11 protein-coding genes are annotated in these 15195 nt (G+C 71.0%); 4 read left to right on the top strand and 7 right to left on the bottom strand.

The window, feature by feature from the left end:
• The first annotated feature begins 42 nt into the window (after positions 1-42).
• The 3 genes from ACIREE_RS12240 to ACIREE_RS12230 are packed head-to-tail and all read left to right on the top strand — an operon-like array spanning position 43 to position 5689.
• Positions 43-1476 (top strand): hypothetical protein, encoded by a 1434-nt coding sequence (locus ACIREE_RS12240; protein ID WP_404150078.1) that lies wholly within the window; start codon positions 43-45, stop codon positions 1474-1476.
• Between the two features lie 20 nt (positions 1477-1496).
• The gene (locus tag ACIREE_RS12235) at positions 1497-4196 is read left to right on the top strand and encodes an MGH1-like glycoside hydrolase domain-containing protein (protein WP_404150075.1); all 2700 of its coding nucleotides are present in this window, start codon (positions 1497-1499) and stop codon (positions 4194-4196) included.
• On the top strand, positions 4193-5689 hold the full coding sequence (locus ACIREE_RS12230) for an alpha-amylase (protein WP_404150072.1): 1497 nt from the start codon (positions 4193-4195) through the stop codon (positions 5687-5689). Before ACIREE_RS12235 ends, ACIREE_RS12230 begins: the two co-directional genes overlap by 4 nt.
• Here ACIREE_RS12230 and ACIREE_RS12225 read toward each other — a convergent pair.
• Positions 5686-7380, bottom strand: coding sequence for a SulP family inorganic anion transporter (locus tag ACIREE_RS12225; protein WP_404150069.1), 1695 nt, complete (start codon positions 7378-7380; stop codon positions 5686-5688). The two genes, ACIREE_RS12230 and ACIREE_RS12225, sit on opposite strands and share 4 nt — an antisense overlap.
• A gap of 12 nt (positions 7381-7392) precedes the next feature.
• Positions 7393-7812, bottom strand: a complete 420-nt coding sequence (locus tag ACIREE_RS12220) for a hypothetical protein (RefSeq protein ID WP_404150067.1) — start codon at positions 7810-7812, stop codon at positions 7393-7395.
• Between the two features lie 136 nt (positions 7813-7948).
• Between ACIREE_RS12220 and ACIREE_RS12215 the strand changes: the two genes are divergently transcribed.
• Positions 7949-9394 carry an MFS transporter gene (locus ACIREE_RS12215; RefSeq protein WP_404150064.1) on the top strand — a complete coding sequence of 482 codons (1446 nt, stop codon included), beginning with the start codon at positions 7949-7951 and terminating at the stop codon, positions 9392-9394.
• 7 nt (positions 9395-9401) lie between these two features.
• Here ACIREE_RS12215 and ACIREE_RS12210 read toward each other — a convergent pair whose 3' ends face one another.
• The 5 genes from ACIREE_RS12210 to ACIREE_RS12190 all read right to left on the bottom strand — a co-directional run bounded on the left by ACIREE_RS12210 (position 9402) and on the right by ACIREE_RS12190 (position 15099).
• Positions 9402-9845: an RDD family protein gene (locus ACIREE_RS12210; RefSeq protein WP_404150061.1), complete on the bottom strand. Its 444-nt coding sequence runs from the start codon at positions 9843-9845 to the stop codon at positions 9402-9404.
• A complete protein-coding gene (locus ACIREE_RS12205) occupies positions 9842-10327 on the bottom strand; it encodes a hypothetical protein (RefSeq protein WP_404150058.1) in 486 nt (161 codons plus the stop codon). The genes ACIREE_RS12210 and ACIREE_RS12205 overlap by 4 nt, the downstream gene beginning before the upstream one ends.
• 63 nt (positions 10328-10390) lie before the next feature.
• On the bottom strand, positions 10391-11173 hold the full coding sequence (locus ACIREE_RS12200) for a DUF3152 domain-containing protein (protein WP_404150055.1): 783 nt from the start codon (positions 11171-11173) through the stop codon (positions 10391-10393).
• Between the two features lie 76 nt (positions 11174-11249).
• Positions 11250-12851, bottom strand: a complete 1602-nt coding sequence (locus ACIREE_RS12195) for an amino acid ABC transporter substrate-binding protein (RefSeq protein WP_404150052.1) — start codon at positions 12849-12851, stop codon at positions 11250-11252.
• A gap of 37 nt (positions 12852-12888) precedes the next feature.
• Positions 12889-15099 (bottom strand): hypothetical protein, encoded by a 2211-nt coding sequence (locus tag ACIREE_RS12190; protein ID WP_404150049.1) that lies wholly within the window; start codon positions 15097-15099, stop codon positions 12889-12891.
• Between the last annotated feature and the right edge of the window lie 96 nt (positions 15100-15195).

Here is a 15195-nt window from a genome sequence, read left to right as displayed (position 1 = left end):
CCGGGCGGCGCGGGGACGCTGGCCGTCGGAGGTACGACGCCCATGAGCCAGGAACCGATAACGAAGCGGAACGACGCCGCACCGGCCACCGACCCGGCCGACGAGTCCGAACTGGTGCGCCTGCGCGCCGAGGTCGAGGAGCTGCGCGACCGGGCCGGTACGGAGCGGCGCCGCCGGGCCCGGCTCCTCGCGGTCCGCCGCGCCGTCGCGGCGGTGCTGATCGCGCTCGTCGCCGTGGTCTCGGTCTCGTCGGTCGTGGGGGTGTGGGGTGCGCGGACCACGCTCAATACCGATCGCTGGGTCGCCACGGTGGGCCCGCTGCCGGAGGACCCCGATGTGAACGCCGCCGTGTCCACGTATCTGACGACCCAGATCTTCGACCAACTGAACGTCAGGCAGCGGCTGTCCGAGTCACTGCCGCCGCGCGCGACCTTCCTGGCGGCGCCGGTCACCGGGGCCGTCCACGACTATCTGCAGAAGGCGGTCTCGAAGCTCATCGCGACGGACCGGTTCGAGGATCTGTGGCGCGCGACGAACCGGTTCGCGCACCGGCAGATCGTCGCGGTGCTGGACGACAGCAACGCGAGCGTGCGGGTCCGCGGCGACACGGTCACCCTGAACCTGCTGCCGATGGTCAACAACGTACTGAACTCCGTCGAGCGGGACCTGCCCACGCTGTTCGGCAAGAAGCTCGATCTGCCGACGCTGACGTCCGGCGAGGTGCCGCCCGATCTGCGTCAGCGGATCGAGAAGGCGCTCGGGGTGTCGCTGCCGGCGGACTTCGCGCAGATCCGGCTGTACAACCGGCACGACCTGGGTCAACTGCAGCGTGCCATGGTGGTGTTGAAGCACGCCGTGGTGGGCCTGGTGATCGCTGTGCCGGTGTTGCTGGGGCTCGCCCTGTGGGCCTCGCCGAACCGTCGGCGGACCCTGTTGCAGCTCGGACTGTGGCTGGTCGTGACGGTCACCGTGCTGTCGAGCGTGCTGCGGGCGGTGCGGGACCAGTTGGTCGGGCAGGTGCCGTCCGGCGTCTACCGCGACGGCGTGTCGGCCGCGCTGTACACGGTCTTCACGACCCTGCGCGACCGGGGCGGCCAGTTGCTGTGGCTCGGCGTCGCCCTCGCGGTGGTGGCGTATCTGGCCGGGCCCGGACGGCTCCCGGTGTGGCTGCGCCGGCGCACGGCGCAGGGTGCCGGAGCCACGGGCCGCTTCCTGTCGCGGGCCGGCGACCGGGCGGCACACAACACCTCGGTGCGGCCGTGGATCGCGCGGCACGCCGATGTGCTGCGGGTTTGCGGCGTCGTCGTCGCGGCGTTGATCGCCCTGGCTCTGTCGTCGTGGACCGGGCTGCTGGTGGTCGCTGTGGTGCTGGCCGCGTACGAGCTCGCGGTCACGCTGCTCGCACGGGCGGAAGGCTCACCCCCGGCAGGTGAGGACGTTCCGGGGACGCCCGCCAAGACTGGCGCATCCAGCTGACCGAGGGCAGGAGAGAGCGCATGAAGACCCAGACGGACGCCGGCCGGGTCGGTCCGGTCGGCGACGCCGGCGGACGGGCGCGCCTGTGGGGCCCGTACCTGAGCGAAAGGCAATGGGGCACGGTCCGCGAGGACTACAGCTCCGGGGGTGACGCGTGGTCGTACTTCCCGCACGATCACGCCCGTTCGCGCGCGTACCGCTGGGGCGAGGACGGGCTCGGCGGCCTCTGTGACGACCAGCAGCGCCTGTGCCTGGCCGTCACCCTGTGGAACGGGGCCGACCCGATCCTCAAGGAGCGTGCCTTCGGTCTGACCAACGGTGAGGGCAACCACGGCGAGGACGTCAAGGAGTACTACTTCTACCTCGACAGCACCCCGAGCCACTCCTACCTGCGGTACCTGTACAAGTATCCGCAGGCCGCGTACCCGTACAACGATCTGGTGGAGGTCAACCGGAACCGTACGCGGCAGGAGTTCGAGTACGAGCTGCTCGACACCGGGGTGTTCGACGAGAACCGGTACTTCGACGTGACGGTGGAGTACGCCAAGGCCGCGCACGACGAGATCCTGATGCGGATCACCGTCGACAACCGTGGCCCGGAAGAGGCGACGCTGCACGTGCTGCCGACGCTGTGGTTCCGCAACACCTGGTCCTGGGGCGACCATCCGGACCGGGACGCCCGGCCGCGGCTGCGGGCGGTCGACAGTCCGCGCTCGACCGTCACCGTCCGGGCCGACCACCCGGAACTCGGCAGCTACGATCTGCGCTGCGCGGGCGGGGTGCCGCTGCTGTTCACCGAGAACGAGACCCACCACGAGCGGCTGTTCCACACGCCCAGCGCGTCCCCGTACGTCAAGGACGGCATCGGCCGCTACGTCGTCGACGGCGAGGAGACCGCGGTCAATCCGGCGCAGGAGGGCACCAAGGCGGCCGCGCACCACACGCTCACCGTGCCCGCCGGCGGGTCCGAGACGGTGCGGCTGCGGCTGGGTCCGGCCGGCGCCCAGCTGTCCCTGTCCCGCGGGTTCGACTCGGTGTTCAAGGACCGGATCGCCGAAGCGGACACGTTCTACCGGGAGTTGACGCCCAAGGGGGCGAGCGAGGACGAGGCGCGCGTGATGCGGCAGGCCCTCGCCGGGATGCTGTGGTCCAAGCAGTACTACGCGTTCGACCTGGAGACGTGGCTGGCCGAGCACGAGATGACGCCGTGGAGCCCCCCGCGCGACGGGGTGCGCAACCACGAGTGGTTCCACATGATCAGCGGCGACATCGTGTCGATGCCCGACAAGTGGGAGTACCCCTGGTTCGCCGCCTGGGACCTGGCGTTCCACGCCGTGGCCCTCTCGGTCGTCGACATCGACTTCGCCAAGTCGCAGCTCGAACTCCTGCTGCGCGACCGCTTCCTGCACCCCAACGGGCAGATTCCCGCCTACGAGTGGAACTTCGGCGACGTGAATCCGCCGGTGCACGCCTGGGCCGCGTACTTCGTGTACACGGTGGAGCGGGCCACGACCGGCCGGTCCGACCACGCCTTCCTGGAGCGCACCTTCCAGAAGCTGCTCACGAACTTCACGTGGTGGGTCAACCGCAAGGATCCCGACGGCCGCAACGTCTTCGAGGGCGGCTTCCTCGGCCTCGACAACATCGGCGTCTTCGACCGCAGCGCCGCCCTGCCCACCGGCGGCACCCTGGAGCAGGCGGACGGCACCGCCTGGATGGCGCTGTACTGCCAGTCGATGCTGCAGATCGCGCTGGAACTCGTCGAGCACAACCCCTCGTACGAGGACCTGGTCGTGAAGTTCGTCGAGCACTACCTGTGGATCGCCGCCTCGATGGACCGGATCGGGAATCTCGGGGACGAACTCTGGGACGAGGAGGACGGGTTCTTCTACGACGTGCTGCGGCTGCCCGACGGGCGGGCGGACCGGCTGAAGGTCCGTTCCATGGTGGGGCTGCTGCCGCTGTGCGCGTCGACCGTCTTCCAGCCGGAGCAACTGGAGCGGCTGTCCGGTCTCGGGGAACGGTTGCAGCAGTTCGCCGAACGTCATCCCTCGCTGTCCGTGACGCTGTCCTCGGTGACGGCCGGCACGGCGGGCGGGCCGCGGCTGCTCTCCGTCATGGACGAGAAGAAGCTGGTGCGGGTACTCGCCCGTCTCCTGTCGGAGGAGGAGTTCCTGAGCCCGTACGGGGTCAGGGCGCTCTCCCGCCAGCACGCCGAGCACCCGTACACGTTCTGGGTGCACGGTGAGGAGTACAAGGTCTCCTATCTGCCCGCCGAGTCGGACACGGGCATGTTCGGCGGCAACTCCAACTGGCGCGGACCGGTGTGGCTGCCGATGAACACCCTCGTCGTGCGGGCGCTGCTCAATCTGTACGGCTTCTACGGCGACGACCTCACCGTCGAGTGCCCGACCGGCTCGGGGGTCCGCAAGAACCTGTACGAGGTCGCCGAGGACATCAGCGCCCGGCTCACCCGCATCTTCCTGCGCGGCCCGGACGGCGGGCGGCCCGTGTACGGCGGGCAGGCCCCGTTCCGCGACGATCCGCACTGGCGCGACCTCGTCTCCTTCTACGAGTACTTCCACGGCGACAACGGCGCCGGCATCGGCGCCTCGCACCAGACCGGGTGGACAGGGCTCGTCGCCGCCCTGATGAAGATCTTCGGCACGCTCGGTCCTGAGGACTTCCGCCCCGGGCACACGAGGAGGCAGAGCCGATGACCCAGTTGCCCGCACAGCCCGTCGTCCACGAGGTCAACACCCGTGTCTGGCTGCGGGAGACCACGCAGCGCACCGGCCGGATCACCGGGCTCGGGGATGTGCCGAAGGATGTCTGGGACGAGATCACCCCGGCCGGGACCGACGCCGTCTGGCTCATGGGCGTCTGGGAGCGCAGCCCGCGCGGGCGGTCCATCGCCCTGGGCAACCCGGCCCTGCGCACGGCCTTCGCCGAGGCCCTCCCGGATGTCCGCGAGGAGGACATCGCCGGGTCGCCGTACTGCATCCGCCGCTACGAGGTCGACGCGGCGCTCGGCGGCGCCGCGGGGCTGGCCGCCGCGCGGGCCGAACTCGACCGGCGGGGCGTCGGACTGCTGCTCGACTACGTGCCCAACCACGTGGCCCCGGACAGCCCCTGGGTGGGCGAGCACCCCGAGTACTTCGTGCAGGGCACCGCCGAGGACGCGGTGCGCGACCCCGCGGCGTTCCTCGACACGGGGCGGGCCGTCCTCGCGCGGGGCCGCGATCCGTTCTTCGCGCCCTGGCCGGACGTGGTGCAGCTGAACGCCTTCAGCCCCGCGCTGCGGCAGGCGACCGGTGAGGTGCTCGGCCACATCGGCCTGATCTGCGACGGCGTCCGCTGCGACATGGCGATGCTGCTCATGAACGCCGTGTTCGCGCGGACCTGGGGCGAGCGCGTGGGCGCCCCGCCCCGGGAGGACTTCTGGCCCGAGGTGCTGACCGCCGTCCGGCGCCGCCACCCCGGGATGATCTTCGCGGCGGAGGCGTACTGGGACCTCGAATGGGCCCTCCAGGAGCAGGGGTTCGACTTCTGTTACGACAAGCGCCTCTACGACCGGCTGCTGCACGAGAGCGCCGACTCCGTCCGAGGGCATCTGCGGGCCGGCGAGGACTATCAGCGGCGTCTCGTCCGGTTCCTGGAGAACCACGACGAGCCCCGGGCCGCGCGGACGCTCGCCCCGGACAAGGAGCGGGCCGCGGCCGTGCTGATCGCGACGCTGCCCGGCGCCACGCTGTGGCACGAGGGCCAGTTCACCGGGCGCCGGGTCCATCTGCCGGTCTTCCTCGACCGGCGTCCCGACGAGCCCGCGGACGCGGCGCTGCGCGCGTTCTATGAACGGCTGCTGTCGGGTGTGCACCGCAGCGGTATGCGCACGGGCCGCTGGCAGCTGCTCGACTGCGTCGGCTGGCCCGACAACGACTCGGGCCGGGACCTGATCGCCTCCTGCTGGACCGGGTCCGCGGGCCGGTTCCTGACCGTGGTGAACCTCTCCGGACACCGCGCCCAGGCCAGGATCCCGCTTCCGTGGAGTGAACTGGGCCAGGATTCCTGGGAGTTGACCGAGCTGCTCGACAACGACCGGTACGGCCGGTCCGGCGCGGAGCTCCTGGGGAGCGGTCTCTACGTCGACCTGCCGCCATGGGGTACGCATCTGCTGTCCGTCGTGGGCAACGGGACGGCCGCGGCCGGCTAACTCCCGTTCCATCGAGCGCCGTTGCGTGACCGGAAGGCCGCGACGGCGCTCTCCACTGTCGGGAAGAAGCGCTCGGGGTCGAAGGTGCGGTTCAGCCCGTAGCGCTCGATCTTGCGCCGCACCGGGTCCTTGAGTTCGGCGAAGACGAGGCGGATGCCCCTGCTCTGCAGGCTCTCGTCCAGTTCCTCCAGGATGTCGGCCGCGGTGGTGTCGACATCCGTCACCGGCTCGGCCGCGAGCAGCACCCACCGGGGCGGCGGGGTGGTGTGCGTGGTCCGCAGCACCTCGTCGCGGAACGTCTTGGCGTTGGCGAAGAACAGGGGCGCGTCGAAGCGCAGGATCACCAGGCCGGGCAGCCGCTCGGCGGCCGGGTGCGAGCGCACGTCGTGATAGCCCTCCAGGCCGGGTACGCGGCCGAGCACCGTGCTGTACGGCCACCACGCGCGCCGGAAGACGTTCAGGATGGACAGCCCCACCGCGACCGCGATACCGGGCAGCACACCGAGCAGCGCCACACCGAGGAACGCCGCGATGCACAGACAGAACTCGGTCTTGCGCTGCCGCCACAGCCGGGCCGTACCCCGCCCGTCGGCCAGCGAGAGCGACGCGGTGATGACCACGGCGGCCAGGGCGGGCTGCGGCAGGTCGCGGAAGAGGCCGGGCAGCAGGACGAGCATGAGGAGGATCAGCGCCGCGCCGACCAATCCCGTCAACTGGGTTCTGGCACCGGCCCGCTCGGCCACAGCGGTGCGCGATCCGCTGGTGCTCACCGGGAATCCCTGGAAGAGGCCGGCGGCGAGGTTCGCGGTGCCGATCGCGATCATCTCTTCGTCACCGCGGACCTCCTGGCCGGTGCGGGCCGCGAAGGCCGACGCGTTGGAGATGGTGTCGGCGAGCGAGACCAGGGCGATGCCGAGGGCCCCGACGCTCAGCGGGCCCAGGTCGCGCCACCCGATGTCAGGAACGGTGAAGGGCGGCAGCCCCTCGGGCAGGGTGCCGACCAGCCGTACGCCGTGCTCGCCGAGGCCGAGGGTGACGGACGCGCCGATGGCCAGGACCACCATGACGAGTACGGCCGGCACCTTCGGCAGCAGCCGCTGCAGGAGCAGGATCAGCGCGATGCAGCAGCACCCCACGGTGACGGCGGCCGGTACCGCCTTGCCGTCGGCCAGTCCCCGGACGAAGGCGGCCAGTTCGCGGATCAGCCCGTCGGCGTCGGTGGAGAAGCCGAACAGCTTCGGCAACTGGCTGACCAGGATGGTCAGGGCCAGGCCGTTCATATAGCCGATCATGGTCGGCTTGGAGATCAGGTCGGCGACGAAGCCGAGCCGCGCCACCCCCGCCAGGAGCGTGATCGCCCCGACCATCAGGGCCAGCGCCGACGCCAGGGCGACGGCGCGGGCGCTGTCCCCGCCGGCGGCGATCAGCGGCAGGATCGTCGCGGCGATCATCGGACCGAGCGAGGAGTCGGGGCCGAGCACCAGAATGCGCGAGGGGCCCGCGACGGCGTAGCCGAGCAGGCAGAGCACGGAGGTGTAGAGCCCGGTGATCGCGGGCAGCCCGGCGAGTTCGGCGTAGGCCATGCCCTGGGGCACCAGGAGCGTGGTCAGGACGACGCCCGCGACGACGTCCTTGACCAGCCACTCCCGGCGATAGGACCGCAGGGTCGTCAGACCGGGCGGCTGCTTCATGGGCCGCCTCGGTCAGTAGAGGGTGTCCCGCTGCACCGCGCACAGGCCCCAGATGACGAATCCGCTCAGGGCGATCAGGGTCAGGGACCACAGGGGGTAGTACGGGATCGACAGGAAGTTGGCGATGATCAACAGGCTGGCGATGACCACGCCGAGGACCCGGGCCCATTTCTGGGCGACGAAGAGGCCGAAGCTGACGACCACCGCGACCACACCGAAGATCAGGTGGACCCAGCCCCAGGTCGTCAGATCGAACTTGAACACGTAGTTGGGCGTGTTCAGGAAGACGTCGTCGTTCAGTACGGCCATCAGGCCGCGGCAGAAGGCCATGGATCCGGCGATGAACAGCATCACCGCGGCGAAGATCGTCAGCCCGCCGGCCGCTGCCTGCGCGGCGCCGGAGCGCTGGTGCGAAGTGGTCGAGGTGGCCATGACAGGACCCCTTGCTGGATGAGGGTGCCGAGTGCACCGCTGTGCAGCCGAGTGTCGGGCCCGGGAAGCAGCCGGTCGTCACCCACCGGGGGTGACGCCCGGGGGTGAGCACGCCGCAAAGCTGTCGCTCCCGCCCATGGCGGGACCCGGACCGGAAAGCGAGGCGATGACCGTGCCGCCCACCCCCGAGGGAACAGACGTCCGGCAGCGGCACGGCTCCGCGGCGCGCAGAGTTCTCGTACCGCTCGCCCTGGCCCAGTTCATCTGCAGCTTCGCCGGGTCGAACATGAACGTGATGATCAAGGACATCAGCGACGACCTCGACACCACCGTGCAGGGCGTGCAGATCGCGATCACCGTCTTCCTGCTGGTGATGGCGGCACTGATGATCCCGGGCGGCATCCTCGCCGACCGCTACGGGCGCAAACGCTGTCTCGTGCTCGGTCTCGCGGTGTACGGGGTGGGGGCCCTGCTCAGCGCTGCCGCGCCCGGTCTCGGGATCCTCATCCTGGGCAACTCGATCCTCGAGGGAGTCGGCACCGCCCTGCTCATCCCGCCCGTGTACATCCTGACCACGCTCCTGTTCACCGAAGTGACCACCCGGGCCCGGGCCTTCGGGGCGATCATGGCCATGGGCGGCATCGGTGCCGCGGCCGGACCGCTGATCGGCGGCCTCATCACCTCGGCCATCAGCTGGCGGGCGGCCTTTGTCTTCCAGGCCCTGGTCATCGCCGTGATCATTCTGCTGAGCCGGCACATCGACGATCCGCTCCCGCCGGACCCCGGCCACGACTTCGACACCGTCGGCGCGATCCTGTCGGCCACCGGTCTGATCCTCCTCGTCATGGGCATCCTCGCCGTCGACGACAACGGCTGGCTGGCGGGCGGCCTGCTGCTGGCCGGTGCCCTGCTCCAGTGGGGCTTCTTCCTCTGGGTGCACGCCAAAGAACGCCGCGGGGCCCGGCCCCTGCTGTCGACCGCGCTGTTCCACAACCGCACCGCCAACCTCGGCATGATCACCCAGAACCTGCAGTGGCTCATGCTCATGGGGGTGTCGTTCGTGGTCGCCGCCTACCTGCAGGTCGTACGCGGGTACAGCGCCATCGAGACCGGCCTGATCTTCACCGCGTCCACGGTGGGCCTGCTCATCAGCTCGCTCGCTGCCGCACGGCTCGCCAAGCGGCGCTCCCAACGCGCCCTCATCGTGACCGGTTTCGCCCTGACGGTCATCGGCATCGGTGTACTCCTCGCCCTGTCCGCCAACGGTTCGCCGAGCACCTGGCTCTCCACCCCCGGTCTGTTCCTCATCGGCCTGGGCTGCGGGGTGATGCTGACGCCGTCGGTCAACGTGGTCCAGTCGAGCTTCACCGAGGACATGCAGGGCGAGATCTCGGGCCTGTCGCGCAGTGTGTCCAACCTCGGTTCCTCGATGGGCACCGCGATCGCGGGCACGATCCTCGTCGCCGACCCGGCCGTGGGACCGTACGCCGCCGCACTGGTGGTGATGGGCGTCATCGGGCTCGGCGGTCTCGGCGCCGCCACGCTGCTGCCGCGGACGCCGCCGCCCGCCCGGCGCGGGTGAGAGGCCTTCACCGCCGGTCGTACGTCACGGCTCCGGCGACGACCAGGTCCTGGAGCGAGGCACGGCGCCTGCTGAGCGGGACCCAGCACAGGCCCAGCGGGAACGTCACGCACAGGGCCGCGCGCAGCAGGGCGCGGGGCAGTCGCAACAGGCGGCCCGCGCGGTCGGTGACACGCAGCCCCATGAGCCGGCCGGCGGGCGTGTAGCCGAGCGCGGTCCAGCAGCCGCCGAGGTAGAGGACGGCGCCGGCCCAGGTGACCGCGCCGGAGAGGGCGCCGGGGAAGTCGGGCATCCGGAACGGGGGGCCGGTGACGAGCAACACCGCGCAGCCGACGCCCAGATGGATCACGAGTCCGGCCAAGGCCAGGGTCAGCGCGTCGAGGACGGCCGCGACAGCGCGCGAGACGAGGCCGGCCGGCTCAGGCCCTTCGCTGTCGTCGGACTCCGTCACCGGGCGTGCCGGGTGGGTGGCTCGGTAGCGGTGTCCGGGGGCGGCCCGGTCCGGCCGAGCAGCCGGTCGGCGAGCCGGTTGACGCTCCGGTCCCCGCGCTGCCCGAGGAGCCGTATCGCGTCGACGGTCTCCACGGTCATGCCGCCGCCGGTGTCGCGGACGATCCGGCCGAGGTCGATCTCACGCAGCACGTCGCGGGTGAGTCCGACCAGGTCGATCCGGGCGATCACGGCGTCGACGTCGACCCGCTCGGCGATCCGGTTCACGTTCACGCGGTCCTGCGCGACGCGGGCGGCGATCCGCTCCACGTCGACGCGGTCGGCGATCCGGTTCACGTCGACGCGGGAGACGACAGCGTCCAGGTCGATGCGGTCGAGTACGGCCGCGACCACCGGGCGGAGCAGGGCGCCCGTCACGTCCGCCAGGGTGTCCAGCGCATGTCGCGCACACCGCGCGAAGAGACCCGTACTTGCGTCGGCCATGGCCCGAGCCAAGCAGACTCCCACGGCCCGGGGCATCCTCCGTGGCGGGTGAGCCGCACGCCGTCAGGCGACGTGCGGTCCGCCCAGATAGGTGCCGGCCCGGTCGTAGGGCCAGGCGTTCGCGGTGCAGCCGTGCAGGCCCTTGATCTGCTGCATCATCGCGGGGGCGGGCCGGCCGCGCCCCGGGCACGTCTCGTGTCCGTGGCCGATGCGGTGGCCCACCTCGTGGTTGATGATCAGGGCCCGGTACTCCGCTATCGGCCCGTCGAACTCGGGTGAACCGCCCACCCAGCGCCGCAGGTTGACGACCACCGTGCGGCCGATGCTGCAGTTCACCTCGCCGCCGGTGTCCAGGCCCGCGGAGCCGCAGAGGCAGTCCACGGTGTGCGGAGTGGCGATCTTGACGATGAAGTCACGTGGTCCCGAGCCGACCAGCTGGAAGGAGTCGACGCCGTCGCGGCTCCAGCCGCGCGGGTCGCCCAGGATGTCCGCTATCTCGCGCGCGGCGGTGTCCGCCTGCAGGCCGATGCCGTCCTCCACCTGGACCTTGTAGCGCCGCAGCCGCTGCCCCTTCCCGGCCTCGGAGCCGACGCCGTGCGCGGTGGTGAAGGTGCCGGGGCCCACCACGGGCAGCACGCCGGGCGCGGCGCCCAACGCGGTGCGGCCCGGCCCCTCCCCTGCCCGGACGCAGCGCGTGATGGCGACTTCCTTGGTGTGCTGCCAGTACGCGTACGCGGCGCTGCCCGCGACGAGTACGGCGGCGATCACCGCACTCGCCAGCAGCAGCTGTGTCAGGCGTCTTCGAGCTCTCCCGGCTCCGCGCGCGGCATGACGTCTTCGGTTCACCCTGGCCCCCCCTGGATCGTGAACCCCTAGATCCTGCCACTTGGTTCGGACCAGTCCCCTGCCGCCCCCGGGAAGATCACTTGTTGCCGCTGGGCACCACGCAATTGTCGGGCTGCGGGTGTCCCTTGGGCCAGCCGATGCCGACGACGTCGACCTTGCGGGTCTGCGGGTCGAGTTCGACGACGGCGACGGGTTTGTCGTAGGCGTTGCCCGCGTTGGTGAGGCAGATCCAGCCGCTGGTTCCGGCGACGCGGTGGCGGGACTCCAGACGGGGCCATTCGGCCGTGATCCGCCGCAGGGGCGGCACGACGCCATCGGTCTGCGAGTTGGCGAGGAAGACGGCCGCGGCGATGGTCATCACTCCGTCGTGGACCAACATGGTGCGGGAGTCGTCGAGTTGGACCGGGCCGATCCTGTCGCGGCTGCGGTCGGCCAGCCGGCTCAGGATCGCCAGCTCGTTCTGCGGCTCCGTGAGGTATCCGGGGCGGGACGCCGCACCGGGGTGTTTCTTGTCCCAGTCGCGCAACGCCAGGTTCCAGACCTCGGGGTGGCCGGGAGCGGTGTACTCGACCGTCACGGTGGGTTCCGTCGCTCCGCTGCCGCCGCGCAGGGTCTCCCAGTCGGCGTCCTTCATATAGCGGTTGAGGGTGGCGGAGCCGGAGCCGCTGATGATCGTGTACTTCTTGCCGTGGCAGGGTGTCGCGGCCAGTTTCAGGGCGAACAGGCGCAGGTGGACGGGGCGGCCGGCGAAGTACACGTAGCGCGCTTCCGAGTCGCATATGTTGAGGCTGATCGCGGCGAAGTCGTTGCCGCTGTCGCCGAGTTCGGTGATCCCGGGTGAGGTGAAGGGCTGGTCCTGCGGGCCGGGCGGGCCGCCTTCCTTGTGGCTGAACGCCCGGGCGAGGGACGCGTTGTAGATGTCACCCGGCCGGGTGTCCTTGACCAGGACGGTCTCCGCGTCCTTGAGGCCGTTGTGGAAGTTGGCCAGCGCCGCGACCTGGTCGCTGTTGGTGGAGATGATGCGGGCCAGGCCGGGGTAGGGCCGCTTGTCCTGGCCGGGTTCGGGGTTCGCCGGGTCGTCACCGCTGATGCGACTGGCGAGGACCGGGATGCCCAGGTCCTTCGTCAGGTGGGTGACGGCGGCCTTGGTCTCCTTGAGGCTCAGGTTGAAGCCGGTGACGGCCCGCAGGTTGTCCCGCTTGTCGTGTGCCATGACCTCCAACTGGTCGACCACCTTGGCCTGTTGCCCGTAATCGGCGCCGGGGTTGGCGAGCACCAGGCGGAGCAGGGGCGTCTGTTCGGAGCGGTTGGCACGGTACTGGGCCAGATAGGCGCCCTGGATCTCACTGCGCAACTGCTTGCGCTCGGCGTCGAGGCCGGGGTGCAGGGGCAGCACCATGGCGACGGTCACGTGCGGCTTGTCGCCGACGAACTTCTCGTTCTCCTCGGCTATCGCCCGGGCCACCTTGGTGATCTCGGGGGTGCCGAAGTCGTAGCCGGAGCCATTGACGCCGACGCATTCATCGCCGCTCTTCTCGACTCCCTGGGCGCAGCTCTCCGGCCCCTCGGGTTCGGGCCAGAACAGGACGGCGGCGGCGATCACCACGAGGGCCCCGCACACCGTCAGGATCCGTCTCAGCAGCGTCGCCCACATGGTGATGTACAGCCTGTCCCACACCTTCGCCCACCCCTCCTCGAAACGCCTTGCCGGTCGATCAGCCGAATCCGATGTGCCGGGTGCACGTACAGCGCTTGAGCGGCTGCTTGGCGTCCGCCCGGTCACCCCATTCGCGGGCGACCCGGGCGAGCTGTTCGGCGCCCTCGGCCGCCTTGTCCGCGTCGGCTCCCTCGGGGCCGCGCCCGGCGACGGCCTCGTCGGCTATGTAGGACAACTCCTCGCTGAGGGCGCTCAGTTCGTCTCTGAGTACGCCGGGCACCGTGTCGGCGAGTGGCCAGGTCCGCTCGCCGCTCAGCCATGCCGCGTGCAGCAGCCGGTCGATCCTGCGGCGCCGGGCGTCGCCACGCACATGGATCTCGCCGTGTGCGCGGGCGAGGCGGTCGTCGGCTCTGCCGAGCAGGGGCGCGTCGGCGATGGCGAGCAGTTCCTCGCACCAGGCGCGCGCGGACCGGGTCAGGAAGACCTCGGAGAGATAGCGCGTGACGTGGTCCACGCCGTCGGAGGCCAGCAGGTGGTGCATGCGGTGGGCGGCGGCGGTGCCGAACCGTCCGTCGGCGTGCTCGTCGCCGAGGTCCCGGTAGTGACCCTGCAGTACGGCGTGGGCGGTGTGCCAGGCGCCGCCGTCCGGCCGCATCCGGTGCAGCCGGAGCATGAGCAGCCGGCGCAGACCGAGGTCGCCGATGAAGTGCCGGGGGCAGGGCGGCCAGCCGCTGTCCTCGAGGAGTTCGGCGGCGCGGTACGCGGTCAGCGGGTTCCCGCGGCCCTCCTGCGCGGCCCGCAGTACGGCCTGGGCGCACTCGGCGTCATGGGCGACCGAGAGGTGGCTGAGCAGGTCGAGCCAGCGCTCCCGATGGGCCGGTGACAGTTCCTCGGGGTGCTGCTTCTCGACGAGTTCCGCCAGCAGCGCCTCGGCCACCGGGCTGTCCCCCGTGCTCTCAGTGCCGGGCAGGCGCGCGTCCAGGATCTCCCAGTCGGTGCACTTCTCCCACTGCTCCAGGGGCAGCGTCGCGGTCGCCCTGCCGAGCCGGGCGACGATCAGCGGCCGCCCGGCGCTGAGCCGGTGGATGCCGGTGCTGATCCGCAGCCGGGCTGCGTTGCCGAGGTCGTCGCGGCCGACGTGCCACCGCTCGCTCGCGGTGCGCTGCTGCTTCCGTGACAGCCGGGGCATCCGCACCAGCAGCACGCCGCGCCACAGCGGTTCGCCGTCGGGGGCCGTGACCGCGGGGCGGCTCCACTGCGGGAGCCCCCCGGTGGAGGGGTCCCACTCCGCAGGGGCCGCCGGATCGCCGCCCGCGTAGTAGAGGAAGCGTCCGCCGTCGTGGCGCCGGGCCGTCGCCATGATGACGAGGCGGTCGTAGCGCTGCCGTTCCCTGTCCTCCAGGACCGGCCTGAGCAACTGGCGGCCCAGTGCCGTGTCGGCGTGGTCGAGCAGCAGCACGGGCCTGCCCGCCCGGGACAGCCGCCCCCGCTTCGAGCTGTACGCGGCCTCGATGTCCTGGCGCAGGGCCTGGAAGAGGAAACCCTCCGCGATCCGGCGGGGCTCGTCGCCCCGCTGGAAGTCGGCGGCCAACTCACGGAGCCCTGAGCGGGGTTGACCACCCGCGCCCGGGTACTGGCCGTAGAACTCGGTGAGGGCCTTCTCACCATCGGTGGAGACGCGGGCCAGCAGTCCGTCGATCAGGGCGTTGACGAACGGTCCGAGTACGGGATTGATGGCCAGGCCGGCGAGGAAGCCGACATAGTTCTTGACCGTGCCGCGCAGCACCCCGCGCCAGAACGATGCCGGGGGCAGCAGTTCGTCGAGCCGGCGCACCGCGTCCACGAGGACGTTCACGGAGCCGCGCCCGTCACTCGCGGCCACGGCGGCGAGACCGGCGTACAGCCGCGGCATCGCGACCGGCCCGCCGTTGCCGTCCCAGTCGCGGTACTGCAGCGCGACCTTGCGCAGCACCTCGGTCAGCTCCGTGCGGGTGTGCGGCCGCTCGTCCGGAGGCACCCGCAACTCGGCCGCGGCGCAGTCGACGTACGCGACGGGGACCCAGGGCTTGAAGTGGCCCTGGACGGAGTGCAGCAGCCGCCCCTTGCCCATGCCGGGGCCGCCCACGAGCAGCACGACGGGCAGATCGGGACCGAACAGCAGGTCCTTGTTGCGTCCGGTCCGTGTCTTCCCGGCCAGCCGGGCGACCAGGCCGTCGTGATCGAGCAACGCGTCGAATCCGAGATCGTCCCCCACAGGCCCCTCAGCCATCTCCTGTCCGATCTTCCGGTGGGCCGTCAGGTTAGCCAAACGACCCTGTTCGCGGGTCCCGATCGCACAGCTTTTCGCAAAAACCTGCAAGCCCGC

Source organism: Streptomyces sp. NPDC102467 (assembly GCF_044765445.1).
Taxonomy (GTDB): Bacteria; Actinomycetota; Actinomycetes; order Streptomycetales; family Streptomycetaceae; genus Streptomyces.
This window is presented reverse-complemented; position numbering and strand designations above follow the sequence as displayed.